This window comes from Millisia brevis NBRC 105863 (assembly GCF_001552615.1).
Taxonomy (GTDB): Bacteria; Actinomycetota; Actinomycetes; order Mycobacteriales; family Mycobacteriaceae; genus Millisia; species Millisia brevis.
In genome coordinates this window covers 315,380-337,241 of record NZ_BCRN01000004.1, presented here as the reverse complement: position 1 = coordinate 337,241, position 21,862 = coordinate 315,380, and the positions used below count along the sequence as shown (strand labels likewise).

At 69.3% G+C, this 21,862-nt stretch carries 19 protein-coding genes; 12 read left to right on the top strand and 7 right to left on the bottom strand.

All coding sequences use genetic code 11. The features are described 5' to 3' along the window. Positions 1–26 precede the first annotated feature (26 nt). Positions 27–572 carry a GtrA family protein gene (locus MB1_RS08095; RefSeq protein ID WP_066905682.1) on the top strand — a complete coding sequence of 182 codons (546 nt, stop codon included), beginning with the start codon at positions 27–29 and terminating at the stop codon, positions 570–572. Positions 573–602: 30 nt separating this feature from the next. Here MB1_RS08095 and MB1_RS08090 read toward each other — a convergent pair whose 3' ends face one another. From MB1_RS08090 to MB1_RS08075, 4 genes are all read right to left on the bottom strand, one after another. Next, positions 603–1,937 carry a sensor histidine kinase gene (locus MB1_RS08090; RefSeq protein WP_066905499.1) on the bottom strand — a complete coding sequence of 445 codons (1,335 nt, stop codon included), beginning with the start codon at positions 1,935–1,937 and terminating at the stop codon, positions 603–605. A 5-nt stretch (positions 1,938–1,942) separates the two neighbouring features. Continuing rightward, on the bottom strand, positions 1,943–2,623 hold the full coding sequence (locus tag MB1_RS08085; RefSeq protein ID WP_066905497.1) for a response regulator transcription factor: 681 nt from the start codon (positions 2,621–2,623) through the stop codon (positions 1,943–1,945). Positions 2,624–2,680: 57 nt separating this feature from the next. Continuing rightward, complete coding sequence (locus tag MB1_RS08080; protein WP_066905495.1) at positions 2,681–3,220, bottom strand: PH domain-containing protein; 540 nt, start codon at positions 3,218–3,220, stop codon at positions 2,681–2,683. A 111-nt stretch (positions 3,221–3,331) separates the two neighbouring features. Further along, positions 3,332–4,183, bottom strand: a complete 852-nt coding sequence (locus MB1_RS08075) for a biotin--[acetyl-CoA-carboxylase] ligase (RefSeq protein ID WP_157083950.1) — start codon at positions 4,181–4,183, stop codon at positions 3,332–3,334. A gap of 36 nt (positions 4,184–4,219) precedes the next feature. Between MB1_RS08075 and MB1_RS08070 the strand changes: the two genes are divergently transcribed. The 6 genes from MB1_RS08070 to MB1_RS08045 all read left to right on the top strand — a co-directional run bounded on the left by MB1_RS08070 (position 4,220) and on the right by MB1_RS08045 (position 10,417). Next, positions 4,220–5,857, top strand: coding sequence for an acyl-CoA carboxylase subunit beta (locus MB1_RS08070; protein WP_066905680.1), 1,638 nt, complete (start codon positions 4,220–4,222; stop codon positions 5,855–5,857). A 59-nt stretch (positions 5,858–5,916) separates the two neighbouring features. Further along, the gene (locus tag MB1_RS08065) at positions 5,917–6,144 is read left to right on the top strand and encodes an acyl-CoA carboxylase subunit epsilon (RefSeq protein WP_066905678.1); all 228 of its coding nucleotides are present in this window, start codon (positions 5,917–5,919) and stop codon (positions 6,142–6,144) included. A gap of 19 nt (positions 6,145–6,163) precedes the next feature. Then, on the top strand, positions 6,164–6,811 hold the full coding sequence (locus MB1_RS08060; RefSeq protein ID WP_066905492.1) for a Maf family protein: 648 nt from the start codon (positions 6,164–6,166) through the stop codon (positions 6,809–6,811). Between the two features lie 311 nt (positions 6,812–7,122). Further along, positions 7,123–8,007: a sulfurtransferase gene (locus MB1_RS08055; RefSeq protein ID WP_066905490.1), complete on the top strand. Its 885-nt coding sequence runs from the start codon at positions 7,123–7,125 to the stop codon at positions 8,005–8,007. Beyond that, a complete protein-coding gene (locus MB1_RS08050; RefSeq protein WP_066905487.1) occupies positions 8,004–8,450 on the top strand; it encodes a SufE family protein in 447 nt (148 codons plus the stop codon). The genes MB1_RS08055 and MB1_RS08050 overlap by 4 nt, the downstream gene beginning before the upstream one ends. A gap of 179 nt (positions 8,451–8,629) precedes the next feature. Continuing rightward, positions 8,630–10,417: an acetyl/propionyl/methylcrotonyl-CoA carboxylase subunit alpha gene (locus MB1_RS08045; protein WP_066905486.1), complete on the top strand. Its 1,788-nt coding sequence runs from the start codon at positions 8,630–8,632 to the stop codon at positions 10,415–10,417. A gap of 60 nt (positions 10,418–10,477) precedes the next feature. Here the strand turns inward: MB1_RS08045 and MB1_RS08040 are convergent, their stop codons facing one another. Continuing rightward, a complete protein-coding gene (locus tag MB1_RS08040) occupies positions 10,478–10,918 on the bottom strand; it encodes an Lrp/AsnC family transcriptional regulator (RefSeq protein ID WP_066905484.1) in 441 nt (146 codons plus the stop codon). Positions 10,919–11,051: 133 nt separating this feature from the next. Between MB1_RS08040 and MB1_RS08035 the strand changes: the two genes are divergently transcribed. Further along, the gene (locus tag MB1_RS08035) at positions 11,052–11,642 is read left to right on the top strand and encodes a ribulose-1,5-bisphosphate carboxylase/oxygenase large subunit (protein ID WP_157083949.1); all 591 of its coding nucleotides are present in this window, start codon (positions 11,052–11,054) and stop codon (positions 11,640–11,642) included. Positions 11,643–11,711: 69 nt separating this feature from the next. On the opposite strand, the gene MB1_RS08030 is transcribed toward MB1_RS08035, so the two are convergent. Further along, positions 11,712–12,437, bottom strand: coding sequence for a chymotrypsin family serine protease (locus MB1_RS08030; RefSeq protein ID WP_066905480.1), 726 nt, complete (start codon positions 12,435–12,437; stop codon positions 11,712–11,714). A gap of 103 nt (positions 12,438–12,540) precedes the next feature. Here MB1_RS08030 and MB1_RS08025 point away from each other — a divergent pair, with 103 nt between their 5' ends. Continuing rightward, on the top strand, positions 12,541–17,142 hold the full coding sequence (locus tag MB1_RS08025) for an ATP-dependent helicase (protein WP_066905478.1): 4,602 nt from the start codon (positions 12,541–12,543) through the stop codon (positions 17,140–17,142). Positions 17,143–17,152: 10 nt separating this feature from the next. Here MB1_RS08025 and MB1_RS08020 read toward each other — a convergent pair whose 3' ends face one another. Then, the gene (locus tag MB1_RS08020) at positions 17,153–17,791 is read right to left on the bottom strand and encodes a TetR family transcriptional regulator (RefSeq protein ID WP_066905477.1); all 639 of its coding nucleotides are present in this window, start codon (positions 17,789–17,791) and stop codon (positions 17,153–17,155) included. Positions 17,792–17,941: 150 nt separating this feature from the next. On the opposite strand from MB1_RS08020, the gene MB1_RS08015 reads away from it, so the two are divergent. From MB1_RS08015 to MB1_RS08005, 3 genes are all read left to right on the top strand, one after another. After that, the gene (locus MB1_RS08015) at positions 17,942–19,018 is read left to right on the top strand and encodes a ferredoxin reductase (protein ID WP_066905475.1); all 1,077 of its coding nucleotides are present in this window, start codon (positions 17,942–17,944) and stop codon (positions 19,016–19,018) included. A 33-nt stretch (positions 19,019–19,051) separates the two neighbouring features. After that, positions 19,052–20,212, top strand: coding sequence for a fatty acid desaturase family protein (locus tag MB1_RS08010; protein ID WP_066905473.1), 1,161 nt, complete (start codon positions 19,052–19,054; stop codon positions 20,210–20,212). Between the two features lie 667 nt (positions 20,213–20,879). Further along, the gene (locus MB1_RS08005) at positions 20,880–21,827 is read left to right on the top strand and encodes a LysR family transcriptional regulator (protein WP_066905471.1); all 948 of its coding nucleotides are present in this window, start codon (positions 20,880–20,882) and stop codon (positions 21,825–21,827) included. Positions 21,828–21,862: the final 35 nt, after the last annotated feature.

The window sequence follows — 21,862 nt, the reverse complement described above, 5'->3', positions numbered from 1 at the left end:
CGACAGCTCGAGTAGTCTGGTAAGCCGTGCCACTTGTCCAGACCGTCGTCGAGGCCCTGCCTCGACCGTTGCGTGAGATCGTCATCAGGCACTCCGAATTGCTCAAATTTGCAATCGTCGGAGCGACCACGATGGTATTCGATCTGGTCATCTTCTACTCGTTGGCCCTCACGGTCATGGAGCAGAAGCCGACGATCGCCAAGATCATCTCGGGCGTCATGGCGACCATCCTCAGCTACCTGCTCAATCGGGGCTGGTCGTTCAAAAACCGCGGCGGCCGCCGCATGCACCACGAGGCACTGCTGTTCTTCGGAATCAGCGGTATCGGTGTGCTGATCGCGGCGACGCCGATGTGGGTGGCCAACAACCTGCTGAACGTCCGCGCCGAGCTCGACAGCCGCACCGCCCTGGTGTTGATGGACTTCGTTCTCAACTACATCATCGGCAACCTGGCGCAGATGGCCTTCCGGTTCTGGGCGCTGCGGCGATTCGCATTCCCCGAGGATCTCCGGGAGACCGCCCCGGCTCTCGCCGGCACGGAGACACCCGAGCCGACCGCGGGCCGCCCCTGATTCACCGGCCGCCGGCGCGCTTCGACCCCGTCAGCGGGGTTCGGCGTCGATCGCCGCCCGCACCCCGGTGTCGTCCGCACGGTCCCGGCCCGACTCGATCGGCAGGAAGACCGCGAAGATCGGCGGCTGGAAGCGCCGCAACTTGATGCGGCCGCCGTCCGCCTCGATCAGGGCGCGCGCCAGGGCCAGACCGACACCGGTCGACCCCGCACCGGACACCCCCCGGTCGAAGATGTGCGGGGCCAACTCCTCGGCGATCCCCGGCCCCTGATCGGCGACCTCGATGCACGCGGTCCGCTCGGGACGGCCGAGGACCTGCGACGAGATCGACCGCAGCGAGACCACACAGTTCCCGCCGCCATGGACGAGCGCGTTGTGGACGAGCACTCCGATCGACTCCCGCAGCCGCGACCCGGTGACCCGCGCGGAGATCTCCTCCTCCGCCTCCAGGGTCAGCTCGCGACCGGCCCGGCGGAACTGGTCGCGCCAGTCGACCAGGATCGCCTCGAGTTCGCCGACCAGCGGGATCTCGATCGCGTGGGCGGCCCCGTCGGACCGCGATGCGTGCAGCAGCTCGTCGATCGCGGACGACAGCCGGTCGACCTGGGATATCGCCTCGTTCGCCTCGTCGACCACCGCCGGATCCGGGTAGTCGACCAGCTCGTCGAGGCGCAGTCGGATCGCGGTCAGGCGGCTGCGCAGTTGATGGGAGACGTCGGCGACCAGGGCATGCTCGCGTTGGAGTCGGTCGACCACCTCGGCGGCCGCGCGATTGAGGGTGCGCGAGATCCGGTCGAGTTCGGCGATGTCGTATTCGGTGGAGTCGACGCGGAAGTCGCCGTCGCTGAGTCGCTCGGCGCGCCCGGCGAGCCGGCGCATCGGCTCGGCCAGGCGCCGCGAGGTGATGCCGGCCACCAGGGTCGCCACCGCCGCCGACGCCGCGACCGTCGCCGACACGGCCACCACCACCTGCAGTCGGCTCGCGTCGAGGCGGTCGGTCGGCATCGCCAACACCAGCGTGCCCGATCGCCCCATCTGAATCTCTTCGATCAGCGGTGACGGCACCGAGTCGGGGCCGACCTCGGCGGTGCGCATCTGCTCCCCCGCGACCGGGTACTCGACCAGCAGGCGGGCGTCGGGGGGCACCGCGAGACGGATCGCGGACAGGTCCAGGTCCCCGATGACGAAGCCCTGCGGCCCCTCCTGGGCGATCACCTCGGTCGCGATCTGATCGAGGCGCCGACGCATATCGTCGCGGGTGATGTTCTCCACCCACATCCAGGCGGTATAGGCCAACGGCACGCCCAGCATCACCGCGGTGCAGAGCACCACCGCGAGCAGCGACCACAGAATCCGGCGACGCACCCGGGTCAGCCGGCGTTGAAGCGGAAGCCGACCCCACGGACGGTCGCGATACGCCGCTCGGCGACCGAGCCCTCGTCGCCGATCTTTCGGCGCAACCAGGACATGTGCATATCGAGGGTCTTCGAGCCGCGCAGTTCGACGTCACCCCAGACCGCACGCATGATGTCCTCGCGCGCGACCACCTGTCCGGCGCGATCCATCAGGAACTTCAGCAGCTCGTATTCCTTGTTGGCCAGGATCACCTCGCTGCCGTCGATCAGCACCCGGCGGGCGGCGGGCTCGAGCCGCACGTTGGCGATCTCGATCGCCGAGTCGTCCAGGCCGCCGCGGCGGCGCAGCAGCGCGCGGACGCGGGCCATCAACTCGGCCAACCGGAAGGGTTTACCGACGTAGTCGTCGGCGCCGGCGTCGAGTCCGACCACGAAGTCGACCTCGTCGGTGCGGGCGGTCAGGATCAACACGGCCACATCGGAGGCGTCACGCCGCACCAGTCGGCAGACCTCCAGGCCGTCCATGCCGGGCAGCCCGAGATCGAGAATCAGTAGGTTGTAGTCGCCGGTCAACGCCGCGTCCACCGCGTCCGGTCCGTTTGCCGCGACGGTGACCCGATAGCCCTCTCGGCCCAACGCCCGCGCAAGCGGAGCCGCGATCGCCTCGTCGTCTTCGGCCAGCAATACCGCGCTCACAGTGAGAGAGTACGGCGGTCCGCCGGCAGTCGGACCGATTGACAACTCGATTCGTAACTACTTGTCCTTGGACTCGACGTCCTCCAGGGCGTCGTCCTCGAGTTGCATGGCGTCGAACACCTGCAGGTACAGCAGATTGTGGACGCGCTCGACGTTCGGAATGTTGTCGAATTCGAGCGGATCCTGGGCGGCCGAGGTGATCGTCAGCTTCCCGGTGCCCAGGAGGCGGTCGATGAAATCGTGGAAGAACTGCACGTTGCTGATGCGCCCGAGCGGGATGTCGATGCCCTGCGTGGTGAACACACCGTGCCGGAACATCACCCGTCGGTCGGTGACCACGAAGTGGGTGAACCGCCAGCTGATCACCGGCCATACCGCCAGCCAGCCGAGCAGGCCCAGCCAGATCGCCAACACCACCCACCCGAAGGCGCCTCCGGTGGAGCCGCTCAGACGGGCCTGGACCAGTCCGTACAGGAAGGAGCAGACGAAGGTGACGATCAGCAGATAGGCGGTCGGTCCGACCAGCGTCTTCCAATGCGGGTGGCGATGGACGAGCAGTTCCTCGTCCGGGGCCAGGCCGTCATCGGGGAACGCCATGGTCGCTTCCCTTCCGATAGCCGGAGCACGAGATCCGCCACCGGCGCATCGTCATCGATGATGCCACGACGGTCCGGATTCGCCGCGCCCACAGGACCGATTCGCCGCGGCTCAGACCGGTCGGACGTGGGTGACGTCGCCGGCCGAGACCGCGGTATCGACGCCACGATCGTCGACGACGAGCAGCCGCCCGTATCGGTCGACGTCGCGGGCGGTCCCGATCAGTTCCTCGTCGCCGGGCAGTTCGACGCGCACCCGCAGGCCGATCGTGGAGCAGCGCAGCCGATAGTCGGCGGCCACATCGGCGCCCGCCCGCGCGTCGTCGCGCCAGGCGTCGATCCGATCGGCGAGCCGGCGCAGATAGTCGATGGCCACCTCGGTGCGATCGACAGCGGTGCCATCGACGCCTGCACGATCGAGACCGGCCCGATCGATTCCGGCGCCGACCAGGTCGAGCGATGTCGCGGTGGGGACGGGCAATTCCTCCTCGGACAGGTGCACATTGAGGCCGACGCCGATCACGGCACGACCGCCGGGCGCGACCTCGACCAGGATGCCGGCGATCTTGCGGCCCTCGACCAGCACGTCGTTGGGCCATTTCAGGCGGGCGTCGACGCCGAGCGCACGCACCGTATCGGTCACCACCACCCCGGTGAGCAGCGGCAACCACCCCAAACCGGCCGGATCGATCCCGCCGAGATCGATCAGCGTCGAGACGGCGACCTGACTGCGCGGCGGGGCGACGAAGGACCGGTTGTGACGGCCGCGGCCGCGGACCTGATACTCCGCGAGCAGCACCGTCCGATCGGGCAGGTCGGCCGCGCCGGCCAGCAGATCGGCGTTGGTCGATCCGGTCTCCTCGACGACGTCCACCCGCGACCAGCGCGCCGCCGAACCGGCGGTCAAACCCTCCCGCAACCGTGTGATCTGCAACGGCGTTCGGGCGGTTGTTGCTCCATCCATGCCGGCCAGCATATGGCCGGCCTATACAGTGACGGCATGACCAGCGTGCAGGATTCCTCGGCTGCCGACGCCGCGGCACCAGACATTCACACCACCGCGGGCAAGATCGCCGACCTGCGCAACCGGCTTGCCGATGCCGCGCAGCCGTCCGGCCCGGAGGCCGCGGACCGCGTTCATGCCAAGGGCAAGCTCACCGCGCGTGAGCGGGTTCTCGCCCTGCTCGACGAGGGATCGTTCGTCGAGCTCGACGCGCTCGCCCGGCACCGCTCGAAGAACTTCGGCCTCGCCGACAAGCGTCCGACCGGCGACGGTGTCGTCACCGGCTACGGCACGATCGACGGCCGCGAGGTCTGCGTCTTCTCCCAGGACGCCACCGTCTTCGGCGGCTCCCTCGGCGAGGTCTACGGCGAGAAGATCGTCAAGGTCATGGACCTGGCGGTGCGCACCGGCAAGCCGCTGATCGGCATCAACGAGGGCGCCGGCGCCCGTATTCAGGAGGGCGTCGTCTCGCTCGGCCTGTACGGCGAGATCTTCCACCGCAATGTGCGCGCATCCGGCGTCGTCCCGCAGATCTCGCTGATCATGGGCCCCGCGGCCGGCGGACACGTCTACTCCCCCGCGCTAACCGACTTCGTCGTGATGGTCGACGGCACCAGCCAGATGTTCGTCACCGGCCCGGACGTCATCAAAACGGTCACCGGCGAAGAGGTCACGATGGAGGACCTCGGCGGCGCGCAGACCCACATGGAGAAATCCGGCGTGGCGCACTACGTCGCCTCCGGTGAGCAGGATGCGCTCGACTACGTCCGCGATCTGCTGTCCTACCTGCCGAGCAACAACCGGACCGCGCCGCCGCGTCTCGAGCCGTCGGATCCGATCGTCGGGTCGATCGAGGAGTCGTTGACGCCGGAGGATCTCGAGCTCGACTCGATCATCCCGGACTCGCCGAATACCCCGTACGACATGCACGAGGTGATCCGCCGCCTGCTCGACGACGACGAATTCCTCGAGGTCCAGGAGAACCGCGCCCGCAACATCATCGTCGGCTTCGGCCGCATCGACGGGCGCAGCGTCGGCATCGTGGCCAATCAGCCGATGCACTTCGCCGGCTGCCTGGACATCGACGCCTCCGAGAAGGCCGCGCGCTTCGTGCGCACCTGCGACGCGTTCAACGTCCCGGTGCTGACGCTGGTCGACGTGCCGGGCTTCCTGCCCGGTACCGGCCAGGAGTACAACGGCATCATCCGGCGCGGCGCCAAGCTGCTCTACGCCTACGGCGAGGCCACGGTCGGCAAGATCACCGTGATCACCCGCAAGGCCTACGGCGGCGCCTACGACGTCATGGGTTCCAAGCACATGGGCGCCGATCTGAACCTCGCCTGGCCGACCGCGCAGATCGCGGTCATGGGCGCCTCCGGCGCGGTGGGCTTCGTCTACCGGGATCGGCTCAAGACGGCGGCCAAGGACGGCGAGGACATCGACGCCCTGCGCGTCGAGCTGCAGAACGAGTACGAGGACACCCTGGTGAACCCGTACGTGGCGGCGGAGCGCGGCTACGTCGACGCGGTGGTACCGCCGAGCCATACCCGCGGGCAGATCGTGGCCGCGCTGTCGTTGCTGGAACGCAAGGCTGTCGATGTGCCGCCGAAGAAGCACGGGAACATTCCCCTGTGAGCTCCGCGAACACCGACAACGCTGTGAGCTCCGCGAACGCCGAGAATTCGGAAGGGATCATGAGCGCCGACGACGCGACCAAGCCGGAGCCGCCGTTCCTGCGTGTGGTCTCCGGGAACCCGACCGACGAGGACATCGCCACCCTGGTGGTGCTGTTCTCCGGTCTGCGGTCGGCTCCCGAGTCGACGACCTCCGCGGTGCGCAGCGCCTGGGGTCTGCCGACCGATCAGCATCGCCCGAGCCGGTTGGTCTCCCCGGCCGCGGAGAGCCTGCGCCGCTCGTGGTGATCCCGCACGGAAGCGTTCCGTGCGCCTGATCCTCGCGTCGGCATCGCCGGCGCGGTTGGCGGTGCTGCGAGCGGCGGGCGTCGAGCCGATCGTCCGGGTATCCGGAGTCGACGAGGACGCCGTCGCCGCGGCGCTGCCGGCGGACGCCGACGACGCGACGGTCGTCGAGGCACTCGCGCGGGCCAAGGCGCTGAGCATCGCCGAGGCGATCGGCTCGGACCCCGACCTGCCGTCGACGGCGGTGGTGATCGGGTGCGACTCGATGCTGGCGATCGGCGGCGCCCTGGTCAGCAAGCCCGTGGACGCGGCGGCCGCGCACGCCCAGTGGCGGTCGATGTCCGGCAACTCCGGCCGACTGCTCACCGGTCACGCGGTGGTGGTCGTCGTGGACGCAGCGGTGACCGCGGAGGCGGTCGACCACTCTTCGACCGTGGTGCATTTCGGGTCCCCGACCGCGCGCGAGCTCGACGCCTATATCGCGTCCGGGGAGCCGCTGGCGGTCGCGGGCTCGTTCACTCTCGACGGCCGCAGCGGCTGGTTCATCGACGGGATCGACGGCGATCCGTCATCGGTCATCGGCATCGGGCTGCCGCTGGTTCGGCGTCTGCTCGCGGCCGTCGGCGTCGACATCGCCGCGCTGTGGGCGGCCAACCCGACCGGGGACTGAGCACGGCGGGCCCGGGTCGCGGTCGGCCGGGGTCACCGGGCGCGCGTACGCCGATGCTCCCCCCGACGAAGCGCCGGAGCACCCGGCCCGGTGACCGGGCACGGGACCCGGCGCAGCTACCACCGCCTACGGTGATCGCATACCCGTGACAACATGGTGGCCAACGGTGACCAACTTGTCACCGGTTGCTACACCGCTCGAGAGCTTACACCCAGTACTTTTCCCTGGTGGATAACGGACCGATTCCACAACATCTCGTGTCCTATCGGTCATTTCGTCATCGTGCAGGCCCAACCGGACAGGAGCAGACGTTGCCCGTCGAGATTGATTCCAACCCTGCATTTGCAGAGTTTGCGCATCCCGAACGACTGGTGTCCACCGAATGGCTCTCGGCGCATCTCGGCACCCCCGGGTTGCGCGTGGTCGAATCCGACGAGGATGTGTTGCTCTACGACGTCGGACATATCCCCGGTGCGGTGAAGATCGACTGGCATCTCGACCTGAACGACCCGGTCGACCGCGACTACATCGACGGTGAGTCCTTCGCCGATCTGATGAACCGCAAGGGCATCGCCCGCACCGACACCGTGGTCATCTACGGCGACAAGAACAACTGGTGGGCCGCCTACGCCCTGTGGGTGTTCACCCTCTTCGGCCACCCGGACGTGCGCCTGCTCGACGGTGGACGGGATGCCTGGATGGCGGAGAACCGGGAGACCGACTTCGACTACCCGGAGCCCGGCCCGACCGATTATCCGGTCGTCGAGCGAGACGACTCGGTCATCCGCGCCTTCAAGGAGCGGGTGATCGACGAGCTCGGCAAGACCGCGCTGGTCGACGTGCGTTCGGTCCCGGAGTACACCGGCGAGCGGACCCACATGCCGGAGTACCCCCAGGAGGGCGCCCTGCGCGGTGGCCACATCCCGACCGCGATCTCGATCCCGTGGGCCAAGGCGGCCGCCCCGGACGCGCGCTTCCGCAAGCGCGCCGAGCTCGACGTGATCTACGGCGATCTCGATCCCAACGCCCCGGTGACCGCGTATTGCCGTATCGGCGAGCGCTCCTCGCATACCTGGTTCGTGTTGACGCATCTGCTGGGCTTCGAGAACGTGCGCAACTACGACGGCTCGTGGACCGAGTGGGGCAATGCGGTGCGGGCCCCGATCGTCAAGGGCGAGGAACCCGGCTCCCTGTGAGCGATTCGGCCGACGGCCGGCCGCCGGAGACCGCGCTGCCGGCGGCCCTGGCCGAGATCGTCGACGACTTCGAGGCGGTCGGTCCGCGCGACCGCACCACGATGCTGATCGAGTTCGGCCGCGAGCTCGCACCGCTGCCGGCGGAACTCGAGCAGTCGGCGATGGAACCGGTCCCGGAATGCCAATCGCCGCTGTTCCTTTCGGTCGACGCGGCCGATCCGGAGCACGTGCGGTTGCACTTCAGCGCGCCGCCGGAGGCACCGACCACCCGCGGCTTCGCGGCGATCCTTCAGCAGGGTCTCGACGGCATCTCGCGCGCGGAGATCCTGGCCGTACCGGACGCGTTCATCGACCGGCTGGGCCTCGACGAGGTGGTCAGCCCGCTGCGTATGCGTGGAATGTCGGCGATGCTCGCTCGCATCAAGGTGCGGTTGACCAGCTGACCCGGAGGCGTCGTCGCGCCGAACGACCGGTGCCACCGGCACTGTGAGATCGCCGATACCCACCGGGTATCTGCATGTCGCCGCACAGCGATGCCTAGACTCCGAAAGGAGACTCGCACGCACGGAGCACCCTTCGTCGTGTGCGACCAGCAGATACGCATCGCATGTCAGGAGGATCCGTGGCAACACATGCCGCCGCCCGCATCTCGAAGGTGCTCGTCGCCAATCGAGGCGAAATCGCGGTGCGGGTGATACGCGCCGCCCGGGATGCCGGGTACGGATCGGTGGCGGTGTACGCCGAACCCGACGCCGACGCGCCCTTCGTTCGCCTCGCCGACGAGGCCTTCGCGCTCGGTGGTCAGACCTCCGCCGAGTCCTACCTGGTGATCGACAAGATCCTGGACGCGGCCCGCAAGTCCGGCGCCGACGCGATCCACCCGGGCTACGGCTTCCTGTCGGAGAACGCGGAGTTCGCGCAGGCGGTCATCGACGCCGGCCTGATCTGGATCGGCCCGTCGCCGCAGTCGATTCGCGACCTCGGCGACAAGGTGACCGCCCGCCACATCGCCGCCCGCGCCAAGGCTCCCTCGGTGCCCGGCACGGCCGACCCGGTCAAGGACGCCCGGGAGATCCTGGACTTCGTCGACGAGCACGGCCTGCCGATCGCCATCAAGGCGGCCTTCGGCGGCGGCGGTCGCGGTATGAAGGTCGCCCGCACCCGCGAGGAGATCCCGGAGCTGTTCGAGTCCGCCACCCGCGAGGCGGTCGCCGCCTTCGGTCGTGGTGAGTGCTTCGTCGAGCGTTACCTGGACAAGCCGCGCCACGTCGAGGCCCAGGTGATCGCCGATCAGCACGGCAACGTCATCGTCGCCGGCACCCGCGACTGCTCGCTGCAGCGCCGCTTCCAGAAGCTGGTCGAGGAGGCTCCGGCCCCGTTCCTGACCGACGAGCAGCGCGAGCGCATCCACTCGAGCGCCAAGGCGATCTGTCAGGAGGCCGGCTACTACGGCGCCGGGACCGTCGAGTACCTGGTGGGCCAGGACGGCCTGGTCTCGTTCCTCGAGGTCAACACCCGCCTGCAGGTGGAGCATCCGGTCACCGAGGAGACCTCGGGTATCGACCTGGTGCTCCAGCAGTTCCGCATCGCCAACGGCGACAAGCTCGAGATCTCCGAGGATCCGGCCCCGCGCGGCCACTCCTTCGAGTTCCGCATCAACGGTGAGGACGCCGGCCGCGGCTTCCTGCCGGCCCCCGGCCCGGTCACCGTGTTCAAGGCCCCGGAAGGCCCCGGCGTCCGCGTCGACTCCGGCGTCGAGAGCGGCTCGGTCATCGGCGGACAGTTCGACTCGATGCTCGCCAAGCTGATCGTCACCGGCGCCACCCGCGAGGAGGCGCTGGCGCGGTCGCGTCGCGCACTCGACGAGATGGTGGTCGAGGGCCTCGCGACGGTGATCCCGTTCCACCGCAGGGTGCTCGACGATCCGGCATTCATCGGTGACGGCACCGGCTTCGACGTGCACACCCGCTGGATCGAGACCGAGTGGGACAACACCGTCGAGCCGTTCACCGCTCCCGGTGTCGTCGACGACGAGGACGAGCAGCAGCCGCGGCGCACCGTCGTCGTCGAGGTCGGCGGCCGCCGGGTCGAGGTGTCGGTGCCCGGTGATCTCGCCGCCGCCCCGGCCGCGTCCGGAGCGATCCGTCGCAAGCCGAAGCCGCGTACCCGCGGTGGCGCGGGCTCCAAGGCCGCTTCCGGCGATGCGGTGACCGCCCCGATGCAGGGCACCGTGGTCAAGGTCGCGGTGACCGAGGGCCAGGAGGTCGCCGAGGGCGATCTGATCGCGGTGCTCGAGGCGATGAAGATGGAGAACCCGGTCAACGCGCACAAGTCGGGTACGGTCACCGGCCTGTCGGTGGAGCCCGGTTCGGCGGTCACCCAGGGCGCGGTGCTCACCGAGATCCTCTGATCGATTTCACGCACGAACGGGGGCGCCGCGATCGCGGCGCCCCCGTTTCGTCGTTTCCGGTTAGCGGTCCCGGTCGTAGAACGTCTGCAGGATGATCGTGCTGCGGGTGGCGACATTCGCGGTGACCCGGATTTCCTGGAGGAGCCGCTCGAGATCGCGCGGCGACGCGACTCGCACCAGCAGCAGATAGCTGTCCTCCCCCGCGACGGAATGGCAGGAGTAAATCTCCGGAATATGCGCCAGCCGCGCGGGGGCGTCGTCGTCGGCTGCGGGATCGAAGGGCGTTATCGCCACAAATGCAGACATCATCCGGCCGAGGGCTTCGTAGTCGACCCGAGCGGTATACCCCCTGATCACACCCCTCGACTCGAGGCGGCGCACCCTGGCCTGAACCGCGGAAACGGACAGACCGGCCTTCTCCGCGAGTACCGCGAGCGTCGCGCGGCCGTCCCGAATCAGTTCGTCGACCAACAGGCGATCGATATCGTCGAGACCGTCCACCTGCGAAGGCTAGCAATTACTCGCACCGCTTCGCCGGGGAGCGAACTTGCACAATGGTGTCTATTCGGCAACGTCGACATATTCTTGGACGATCGACCGGAATGATATCGATTGTCCTGGTAGAGATGTGAAGGTGAGCACAGCGATCGTGCACGTTCCCATTCCCGGCGGGTCGGTGGTATCCGCCGTACGCGGAACTCTGGACTGGTCGGTCCGCACCGCAACATTTCTGGTGGCCGCACCGAATCGGCTCGCAGCCCTGTTGTCGACGGTCGAGCAACTCGTCGGCGGTGTCCAGCAGATCCTCCTGGCCACGACGGAGATCATGGAGGCGGCCGCCCGGGTCACCGCCCGGGTCGACGTGATCGCGAGCCGGGCCGACGTGATCGTCGAGCGGACCAACAGTGTCGTCGACTCGGCCGCCGCCCTGATCGCCGAGATCGAGCCGATCGCCCAGAAGCTGCTCCCCCACGCCGAGACGGTCGCCGACTCCCTCTCCGACGAGGAGGTGCGGGCCCTGATGGGCATGCTCGATCGGTTGCCCGATCTCGAGCGCAGCGCCGAGGCCCTCCTGCCGATCCTGGCGACGATGGAGACGGTCGCCCCCGAACTGCACGAATTGCTGCTGGTCACCGAGGACCTGCGCCGAGCGGTGGTCGGTATCCCCGGCTTCAAGTTCCTGCGGGGCCGCGGTCAGGCGAAGCTCGACGGCGGCGACGTGTAGGTCCCCGGCGGACGTGTACCTCCGCCCACAGGCTGTCGGGCGGCGAGGAGCCGGCAGCCGAATCGAGGCTCAGGACACCGGCACGAAGCCGTGGCCGGGGTCGCCGGGAGCGAGGTCGGCGAGGTTCGGCAGGACCGCCGTGTAGATCGTGGGGCCGCCCGGTGCGCTGGCCGGTCTGCTGACGATGCCCAGCAGGTCGGTCCCGCGCACCAACGGGCCACCGGAATCACCCCAGAGTGCCAGCGCATCGGAGACCGGATCGCCGTTGGAGCGCACCTCCCGAACGATGCCGCAGGTGGTCGCGGTGCCCTGCCCGATCTTGCAGACCGGGTCGCCGGGCGCCGCGGTTCCGAGTGCGGTGACGGTCACCCCGCCGAGGGATGCGGTCGGGGCCACCCGGGTCGGATCGAGTTCGATGACCCCGAAGTCCGCTCCGCTGCGGGGGCCGGTCACCCCGATCGGCGCCACCCACGGGGCGGCGGCCGGCACGACGGCCAGGCCGGGGCGGGCGATGCAGTGTCCGGCGGTCACTCCGATCAGCCGACCGGCATCGTCCATGCCCACCGCACCGAACGAACAGGTCGTCCCCACCCCCGGCGGACCGAGGGTGACGTAGCCGGTACCGGGCCCGACAACCACGGCGCCCGAACCGGGCCGGGCGATACCGGGCTGGGCGATATCCGGCTGGGCGGCGGCGATCCCGGGCGCACCCGCGACCCCGCCTGCGACAACGATGCCCGCGAGGGCGAGGACGCGGATGACCGCGGCGGGACGTCGAGCTCGAGCGAGCGACATATGTCGGTACCGTACCGACGGGCCGGGCAGTCCGCTCGGTCCGATATGTATGCGTCCGACGTCCGGACCGGAACCTGTCGGTGGTCGCGGGCAGAATGATCGGATGAGCGACACGACTCCCGCGAACGACGCGGCGGCGGTACTCGGCCGGTTCTCCGGTCCGACGCGCCGCTGGTTCACGGGGTCGTTCGCCGGGCCCACCGCCGCCCAGGTGGGCTCCTGGGACGCGATCTCCTCGGGGCATCACACGCTGGTGGTGGCTCCGACCGGCTCCGGCAAGACCCTCTCGGCGTTCCTCTGGGCGATCGACCGGCTGCTCTTCCCCGCCGCCGAGCGGGCCTCCGGGCGTCCCGCACCCACCGACCCACCGGAGGCGCAGCCGGGCACCCGGGTGCTCTACATCTCGCCGCTCAAGGCGCTGGCGGTGGACGTCGAGCGCAACCTGCGGGCGCCGCTGGCCGGCATCGCCCGCACCTCGGCCGCCGAGGGGCTCACCCCGGCCGAGGTATCGGTGGGGGTGCGCTCCGGCGACACCCCGTCCGCCGACCGCCGTGCCCTGATCCGCCGGCCGCCGTCGATCCTGATCACCACGCCCGAGTCGCTCTTCCTGATGCTGACCTCCTCGGCCCGCGAGACGCTGCGTTCGGTCGACACGGTGATCGTCGACGAGATCCACGCGATCGCCGGGAGCAAGCGCGGATCGCATCTCGCGCTCAGCCTCGCTCGGCTCGATCGGTTGGTCGACAAGCCGGTCCAACGGATCGGGCTGTCGGCGACGGTCCGTCCACCCGAGGAGGTCGCCCGCTTCCTGGCCGGATCGGCGCCGGTGCGGATCGTCAAACCGCCGTCCGAGAAGCGCTTCGATCTGAGCGTGCGCGTGCCGGTCGCCGATATGACCGCGCTCGGCGATTCGGATACCGACGACCCGGACGGTCCCTCGGCGCCGCGGCCCGGTTCGATCTGGCCGCACGTCGAGGAGCAGGTCGTCGACTTGATCGAGGCGCATTCCTCGACGATCGTATTCGCGAATTCGCGCGGTCTGGCGGAGCGGTTGACCGCCCGGCTCAACGAGATCCACGCCGCGCGGGTGGGCGAGCCGGTTCTGGTCGACCACGGCCCGCCGTCGCTGATCGGGCTGCCCTCGGCGGCGTCCCACGGGGCACCGCCATTGTTGGCGCGCGCCCATCACGGCAGCGTCAGCAAGGAGCAGCGCGCCGGCATCGAGGATGACCTCAAAGCCGGTCGGCTGCGGTGTGTGGTCGCGACCAGCAGCCTCGAGCTCGGTATCGACATGGGGGCGGTCGATCTGGTGATCCAGGTCGAGGCGCCGCCGTCGGTCGCCGGTGGGCTGCAACGGATCGGCCGGGCCGGGCACAGCGTCGGCGAGGTGTCCGAGGGGGTGCTGTTCCCCAAACACCGCACCGACGTGCTGCACTGCGCGGTCACCGTCGAGCGGATGGCGAGCGGCGCGATCGAGCAGTTGCGCATCCCGGCGAACCCGCTCGATGTGTTGGCGCAGCACACCGTGGCCGCCTGCGCGCTCGAACCGATCGATGTCGGAGAGTGGTTCGAGACGGTCCGCTCCACGGGCAGCTATTCCGACCTGCCCGAGTCCGCCTATCTGGCGACGCTCGACCTGCTCTCCGGCCGCTACCCGTCGAGCGACTTCGCCGAGCTGCGCCCCCGGGTGGTGTGGGATCGGGACGCCGGCACGCTGACCGGCCGCCCCGGCGCCCAGCGGTTGGCGGTCACCTCCGGCGGCGCGATCCCCGACCGCGGGCTGTTCACCGTGTGGATGGTGGGCGACAAGCCCTCGCGCATCGGCGAACTCGACGAGGAGATGGTCTACGAGTCGCGCACCGGCGACGTCTTCGCCCTGGGGGCGACCAGCTGGCGGATCGAGGAGATCACCCACGACAGGGTGCTGGTCTCCCCGGCCTACGGCCTCCCGGGCCGGCTGCCGTTCTGGCACGGCGACGGCCCCGGCCGGCCCGCCGAGTTGGGTCGGGCGATCGGCGAGTACGTGCGCGCCGGTACCGATTCGGAAGTCCTGCGGGAACGCGCGCGGCGCGACGGGCTCGACGCCTGGGCGGTCGACAATCTGGTCGCCCTGCTCGAGGAGCAGCGCGCCGCCACCGGCAAGGTGCCGACCGACCGCACCCTGGTCCTGGAACGGTTCCGCGACGAGCTCGGCGACTGGCGGCTGGTGCTGCTCTCACCCTACGGCCGCGCCGTCCACGCGCCGTGGGCCCTCGCGATCGGCGCGCGGCTCGAAGCGCTCTACGGGGTGGACGCCCAGCCGACCGCCTCCGACGACGGCATCATCGTGCGGTTGCCGGACACCTCCGACGAACCGCCCGGCGTCGACCTGTTCGTCTTCGATCCGGAGGAGATCGCCGATGTGGTCACCGAGCGGATCGGTGGATCGGCGCTGTTCGCGTCCCGGTTCCGGGAATGCGCGGCCCGCGCCTTGCTGCTGCCGCGCCGCGACCCCGGGCGGCGCGCCCCGCTCTGGCAGCAGCGCCGGCGTTCCGCCCAGCTGCTCGACGTCGCCCGGCGCTACCCGGAGTTCCCGATCCTGCTCGAGACGGCCCGCGAATGTCTCCAGGACGTCTACGACCTGCCCGGTCTGACCGACCTGCACCGGCAGCTGTCCGATCGCCGCATCCGGGTGGTCGAGGTCGAGACCGCGACGCCGTCCCCGTTCGCGGCATCGCTGCTGTTCGCCTACGTCGGCGAATTCCTCTACGAGGGCGACAGCCCGCTCGCCGAGCGCCGCGCGGCAGCCCTGTCCCTGGACTCGACCTTGCTCGCCCAGCTGCTCGGCCGGGTCGAACTGCGGGAGTTGCTCGACGCGGACGTCATCGCGACCACCACCGCCCAATTGCAGCGTCTCGCACCGGATCGGCGGGTGAGCACGGTCGAGGCGGTCGCCGACCTGCTGCGCATCCTCGGCCCGCTCGACGAGGCCGAGATCGCCGCGCGCACCGCGGATGTCGACGCGACCGCCCTGATCGACCAACTGATCGCCGCCCGCCGGGTCATCCCGGTCCGACACGGCGAGACCACCTGGTTCGCGGCGATCGAGGATGCCGCGCGTCTGCGCGACGGGCTCGGCATCCCGTTGCCGCCCGGCATTCCCACCGCGTTCACCGAGGAGGTCGCCGATCCGGTCGGCGATCTGCTGTCCCGGTTCGCGCGCACCCGCGGCCCGTTCACCACCGCCGAGGTCGCCGATCGGTTCGCCGTCGGTCCGGCGGTGGTGCGCGAGGTGCTCGGTCGGTTGGCAGCCGACAACCGTGTGGTCGAAGGGGAATTCACTCCCGGCGGCGCGGGATCGGAATGGTGTGACGTCGAGGTGCTGCGCATGCTGCGGCGCCGGTCGCTGGCGGCCGCCCGCAAGGATGTCGAGCCGGTCTCCCCCGCCGCCCTCGGGCGTTTCCTCCCGCGGCGCCAGCACATCGGCGCCGACGGTATCGGCGAGCTGACCGGGGTGGACGGGGTGTTGACCGTCATCGAACAGCTTGCGGGCGCGCCGATCCCGGCGTCGGCGTGGGAGACGATGGTGCTGCCCGCCCGGGTGCGCGACTACCGCCCGACGATGCTCGACGAGTTGACCGCCGGCGGGGAGGTCGTCTGGGTGGGCAGCGGCGCGATCAGTGGCGGCGACGGGTGGGTCAGCCTGCATCCAGCCGACCTGGCCGACGTCACCGTTCCCCTGCGACCGGACGTCGCCCCGGATGAGATCCAGCGGACCATCCTGGAGGTCCTCGCCTCGGGCGGCGCCTACTTCTTCGGTCAGCTGATCGAGGAGCTCTCCACGCGTACCGGGCGTCCGGCCGATACAACCGAAACGACGCGCGCGCTGTGGGATCTGGTGTGGGCGGGCTTGGTCACCAATGACACGCTCGCACCCCTGCGCGCCGGCTTGGGTGGTTCGAGTCGACGGGCCGCTCCCTCGGCCCGGGTGCGCCGGCCCACCCGGTCGGCGATGCGCCGCCCCCTGCTCGCGGCCGGCCGGTCGGCCGATCCGCGAGTAGCGGGCCGGTGGACGTTGACCCCGGTGCCGGATACCGATCCGACGGTGCGCGCCCATACGCTCGCCGACACGCTGCTCGACCGGCACGGTGTGGTGACCCGCGGCGCCGTGGCCGCCGAAGCGGTGCCGGGCGGGTTCTCGGCGATGTACACCGTGTTGACCGGTTTCGAGGACAACGGCCGCGCCCGGCGGGGCTACTTCGTCGACGGTCTCGGCGGCGCACAATTCGCCACCGCCGATACCGTCGATCGGCTGCGCGCCGAGGCGGAGACCGAGGGCACCGCCCTGGTCCTGGCGGCGACCGACCCGGCCAACCCGTACGGTGCGGCGCTGCCGTGGCCGGAACGGGAAGGCCACCGCCCCGGGCGCAAGGCGGGCGCACTGGTGGTACTGGTCGGCGGCGAACCGGTCCTGTTCGTGGAGCGGGGCGGAAAGTCGATGCTGACCTTCACGACCGACCCCGCCCGCATGGCCGCTGCCGCCGAGGCGTTGGTCGCGGCGGTCCACGGTGGGAGGGCACCCGGCCTGCTGATCGAACGAGCGGACGGCGAATCGGTTTTCGGGTCCCCGCCCGCCGAGATCCTGACCGCGGCCGGGTTCGTGGCAAGTCCACGTGGCATGCGCCTGCGCGCACCGGTCGGCCGGGCGGGTACCCCGGTCCGCTGAGGAGCCGCCGTCAGCGTTCCGCGACCAACAGCATGCTCAATTGCCGCTCGGCCCGCTGGACCACCTCGGAGTCGTCGCGATCGCCGTCGAGCAGTTGCCCCAACGCGGCCATGACGATCGCGACCACCAACTCCGCAGCGGTCTCGAGCTCCCGGGCGCTCCAGTTCGCCGACTGCGGCAGGCGTGACAGGTCGATCGCCAGTTCCTTTTCCATCACCCGCAATTCGCGATCGATGGCATCGCGGATCTCCGGAACCCCGCCGTGTATCTCACGAACGAGGAAGCGGAACGGCGCCTCGTCGCTGCGGACCCGAACGAGCAGATCCGGCACCACCTCAACCACCGACCGGGCGTCCACCGCACGATTCCCCTCGCTCCGCAGGGCGGCGCGCAGCACGGCGATCACATCACCGACAACGGTCGCGCCGAGGTCTTCCATCGACTCGAAGTGCCGATAGAAGGCGGTGGGCACGATGCCCGCACCTCTCGCGACCTCCCGCAGACTGACCGCGGCAAATCCCCGCTCCGCGGCGAGGGCCATCGTCGTATCCACCAACGCCTGCCGGGTGCGCAGTTTGCGGTCCTGGCGGGATTCGCCCTGTTCAGCGCCGCCACCGCGCGCTGCCGAGGGCGTCCGCGTTCTGGTCACAGACCGAGTGTAGGACGCCTTCCGACGGGAATGGCTCACCCGTCGGGACGATCGTGGCCCGAATCACTGTAACTCGCCCTTGACGGATACTTCGACTCCTGTGGCACACTTTCAGTGCACACTCGTTCACTACAACGGGATGGAGTCACCATGGGCTTCCGAGTCACGACACTCGCCCGCCCCCTGCTCACGGCGGCACTGACGCCGCACCCGCTCGATCGCTACCTCGAACTGCTCGACCCGATGTTGGTACGCGGCGAGTCGCGGGCCCGGGTCGTCGAGGTCGACCGCTCGATCCCGCGGCGGGTACGCCTGGTTCTCGTCCCGTCCGGCACCTGGAAGGGCCATGTGGCCGGCCAGTTTATCCAGTTGGGAGTGGTCATCGACGGCGTCCGTCAGACCCGCTGCTTCTCCCCGGCGAACGCCGCGGGCAGCCCCCGCGAGCCGATCGAGCTTATCGTCACCGCCCAGCCCGGCGGACTGGTCTCCGAGCACCTGCACGCACATGCCCGCGTCGGTACGGTCGTATCGCTCTCCGCGGCGAGCGGCGAATTTGTCCTGCCGGACCGGCTCCCGACGTCGCTGGTCCTGATCAGCGGTGGCAGTGGGATTACACCTGTTCTCTCAATGTTGCGCACCGCACTGGCGTCCGGTCATACCGGCCCGATCACCTTCCTGCACTATGCGCGCAGCTCCCGGGATGTCAGCGGGTACGACGAGCTTCGGGCGTTGGCGAGCCGGCATCCGCAGCTCGACCTGCGCCTGATCTACACCCGCACCCCCGGCGGCGGACACTTCGCCGCCGCACATCTCGACGCCATCGACGGGATCGACGACGCGCAGTTCTTCGTCTGCGGACCGGCGGCACTGATGGACGCGGTCGAGGACCATCACCGAGCGGCCGGGTGGACGCAGCCGCTGCACCGCGAGGCCTTCCTCGCGCCGACCTTCGCCGCCGATCCGGGCGATGCGACCGGCGGCACTGTCACCTTCCTGCGCTCGGGCACATCCGTCGACAACGACGGCCGCAGCCTGCTCGAACAGGCCGAAGCATCCGGCCTGACACCGGAATCCGGCTGCCGGATGGGGATCTGCTTCTCCTGCAACAGCATCAAACGGTCGGGAGCCGTTCGCAATCTGCGGACCGGCGCGGTCGACACCGAGTCCGACACCACTATTCAGCTCTGCATCAACGCGCCGGTCGGCGACGTCGACATCGACGTCTGAGCCGGCCCTCCACTACCGACATCGAGGTATGACATGAGCATCAACACCCTGGAAAAGCCTGCCGCCACCGACGACACGGACATCCCACGACTGATACTCACGGAGGAGCAGGTCGAGGCGCTGGGCCGCGACCTCGACGCGCTGCGCGCCCGCATCGTGGCCGATCTGGGCGACAAGGACCGCGAATACCTGTACCGGATCGTGCGGATTCAGCGCGGCCTGGAGATCTCCGGTCGAGCCTTGATGTACCTGGGCTTCCTGCCACCGGTCTGGATCGCCGCCGTCGGGGCGCTGTCGGCCTCGAAGATCCTGGACAACATGGAAATCGGCCACAACGTGATGCACGGTCAGTACGACTGGATGCGGGAGGCCGGGTACAACTCTCGCGATTTCGAATGGGACACCGTGTGCCCGGCCGACCAGTGGCGGCACAGCCACAACTACCTGCACCACACGTTCACCAATATCCTCGGCGAGGATCGCGACATCGGCTACGGCATCCTGCGGATGGATCGCGACCAGAACTGGCACCCCTACTATCTGGGCAATGTCGCCTACGCGACCGCTCTGATGGTGCTCTTCGAGTGGGGCGTGATGCTCCACGATCTGGAGATCGAGAACGTGGTGGCCGGCAAGCGGCGCTGGCACGATGTGCGCGGACTGGTGGGCGGGATGTGGCGCAAGGCCCGCAAGCAGGTCCTCAAGGACTACATCATCTTCCCGGCGCTGACCGGACCGCTGTTCCTGTCGACGCTGGCCGGCAACGCGGCGGCCAATCTGGTGCGCAACCTCTGGACGTACTCGATCATCTTCTGCGGCCACTTCCCCAGCGGCACCCAGACCTTCACCAAGGAGGAGTGCGAGAACGAGACTCGGGGACGCTGGTACCTGCGACAGATGCTCGGCTCGGCGAACATCGACGGCAGCCCGTTGTTCCACATCATGAGCGGCAACCTCTCGCACCAGATCGAGCACCACCTGTTCCCCGACCTGCCGGCGAGCCGCTACCCGGAGATGGCGCCGGAGGTCCGCGAGATCTGCGAGCGATACGGCCTGCCGTACAACACCGGTCCGCTGCACAAGCAGCTGCTCTCGACGTGGACCAAGATCGCCAAGCTGTCCCTGCCCAATTCCTGGACGAAGGACGACGTCGATCTGGTGGTCGAGGTGGTGCCGGTGGCTGCAGCCTCCTGAACCCGGCATCCCGAGCCGCCGCGTCGCAAACGCGGCGTCTCGCGAACACCGAGTATCCCTCTTCCCCGACCGGCACGTCAGGACTCCCGCGAGTCGTGACGTGCCGGTCGTCGGCGTCCCTGGTCTCCACCGATTGGGGTGAGTAAAGACCCCTTGTTGCAGTCAGGGTGATTCCTTTACCGTCACCGAATCGTTCCGGTCGATCCGGACGATTCGGGTCGCCTCCGGCCCGGGTGCGGCGACCGGGCGCCCGACGTCGGCTTGCGCTGGTCATCAAGGGAGTTCGTCGCCGAGATGAATGGATCGGTGTCCCGACGGTTGGTGTCGCTCGCCCCCCGGGGCACCTGCCGATTCGCCGGTGACCAGGCACAACCGCTCCCCGTCGGGACGGCGCCCGTCGACGACGGCGGGTAGATTCATCGGCCATGGGCCCCTCGATCCACACAGCGCGCAGGCATGACGCCGGCGCCCGCCGGTGTTGCTGATCCGTCCCACCCGCGTTCCGCGCATTCCAACACTCCCGAATTCCCAGTAGTCCACCGACGTCCGACATTCGGGCGTCGACCGCACCGGATCACCGTCGCTACCCGATCGAGGTCACCATCATGTCCACGTCCGTCATCACGGTTGCGCCGCAACCGATTGCACGCCATCGGCCGGGTGCGTGATGGTCGACCTGCGACGCATGCTGCTACTGGGCGACCTCGCCGAACTCGGCACGGTGGCAGCGGTGGCCAACCGGCGGGGAATCACCAGTTCCGCTGTATCCCAACAGCTTCGTGTCCTCGAAACGGAGGTCGGCGCCGTCCTGTTCCGCCGCACCGGCCGCACGCTGGGACTGACCGCCAGCGGCAAGGTCCTGGTCGAGCATTCCAAGAAGGTCCTCGGCGCCCTCGACGACGCGTTGACCGCTGTCGCCGAAACCCGGGACAGCACAACCGGAACGGTCACGATCACCTCCTTCAACATGGGCATTCCGATGTTGGTCGCCCCGATGATCGAACTGCTCAATCGCACCGAGCCCGACCTGACGGTCAAGGTGCACCAGTCGACCGTCCTGCCCGGAGGGGTGGAGACGGCGCTGCGCCTGCTGCGGCAGGGTGACGTCGATCTGGCCGTCACCTGCAGCTATCACTTCGACGCCGAGGAATCGCGCCCCGGATTGGTCGCCGAGGAGTTGTTGGTCGAGTCGCTTGTCCTGATGGCACCGCCGAGGCTGCACGCGATGATTCAGGCCCGCGGACCGGCCGCCCTCGGCGATCACCCGTGGGTCACCGGACCCGAGGACTCCGGTCTGGCGCGCGCGCTGATGTTGGTGGCCGAGCGAGCCGGATTCACCCCCGATATCGGCTACCGGGTCTTCGGCGCCCAGCATCTGTGCGACGTCGCCGCCACGCAGGTCGCCGCGGCGATCGTGCCGCTCGGTACGGTCGCTGCGCACCACCGGCAGTTCGTGGTGCCCGATCTGACGTTCGGTACCCGCACTCTCAGTGCGACGATCCGCGAGGGTCGGCAGCGCGATCCGAATATCCGGGTGGTGCTGCGCGCGCTGCGCTCCGTGGTGGCCGAGCGGTGGACCGACCACCGGCCGGAACGACTGTCGGCGGCGTCCTGACGTCGGGCACATCCGTCCCGCTTCCCCACCCGGGT

What these genes read in the sequence shown, in the direction of transcription:
- MB1_RS08080 (WP_066905495.1), bottom strand. Translation starts at nt 3,220, where the DNA reads ATGGCGTTCCCCGATGACGGCCTGGCCCCGGACGAGGAACTGCTCGTC.
- MB1_RS08075 (WP_157083950.1), bottom strand. Translation starts at nt 4,183, where the DNA reads ATGGATGGAGCAACAACCGCCCGAACGCCGTTGCAGATCACACGGTTG.
- MB1_RS08070 (WP_066905680.1), top strand. Translation starts at nt 4,220, where the DNA reads ATGACCAGCGTGCAGGATTCCTCGGCTGCCGACGCCGCGGCACCAGAC.
- MB1_RS08065 (WP_066905678.1), top strand. Translation starts at nt 5,917, where the DNA reads ATGAGCGCCGACGACGCGACCAAGCCGGAGCCGCCGTTCCTGCGTGTG.
- MB1_RS08030 (WP_066905480.1), bottom strand. Translation starts at nt 12,437, where the DNA reads ATGTCGCTCGCTCGAGCTCGACGTCCCGCCGCGGTCATCCGCGTCCTC.
- MB1_RS08025 (WP_066905478.1), top strand. Translation starts at nt 12,541, where the DNA reads ATGAGCGACACGACTCCCGCGAACGACGCGGCGGCGGTACTCGGCCGG.
- MB1_RS08015 (WP_066905475.1), top strand. Translation starts at nt 17,942, where the DNA reads ATGGGCTTCCGAGTCACGACACTCGCCCGCCCCCTGCTCACGGCGGCA.
- MB1_RS08010 (WP_066905473.1), top strand. Translation starts at nt 19,052, where the DNA reads ATGAGCATCAACACCCTGGAAAAGCCTGCCGCCACCGACGACACGGAC.
- MB1_RS08005 (WP_066905471.1), top strand. Translation starts at nt 20,880, where the DNA reads ATGGTCGACCTGCGACGCATGCTGCTACTGGGCGACCTCGCCGAACTC.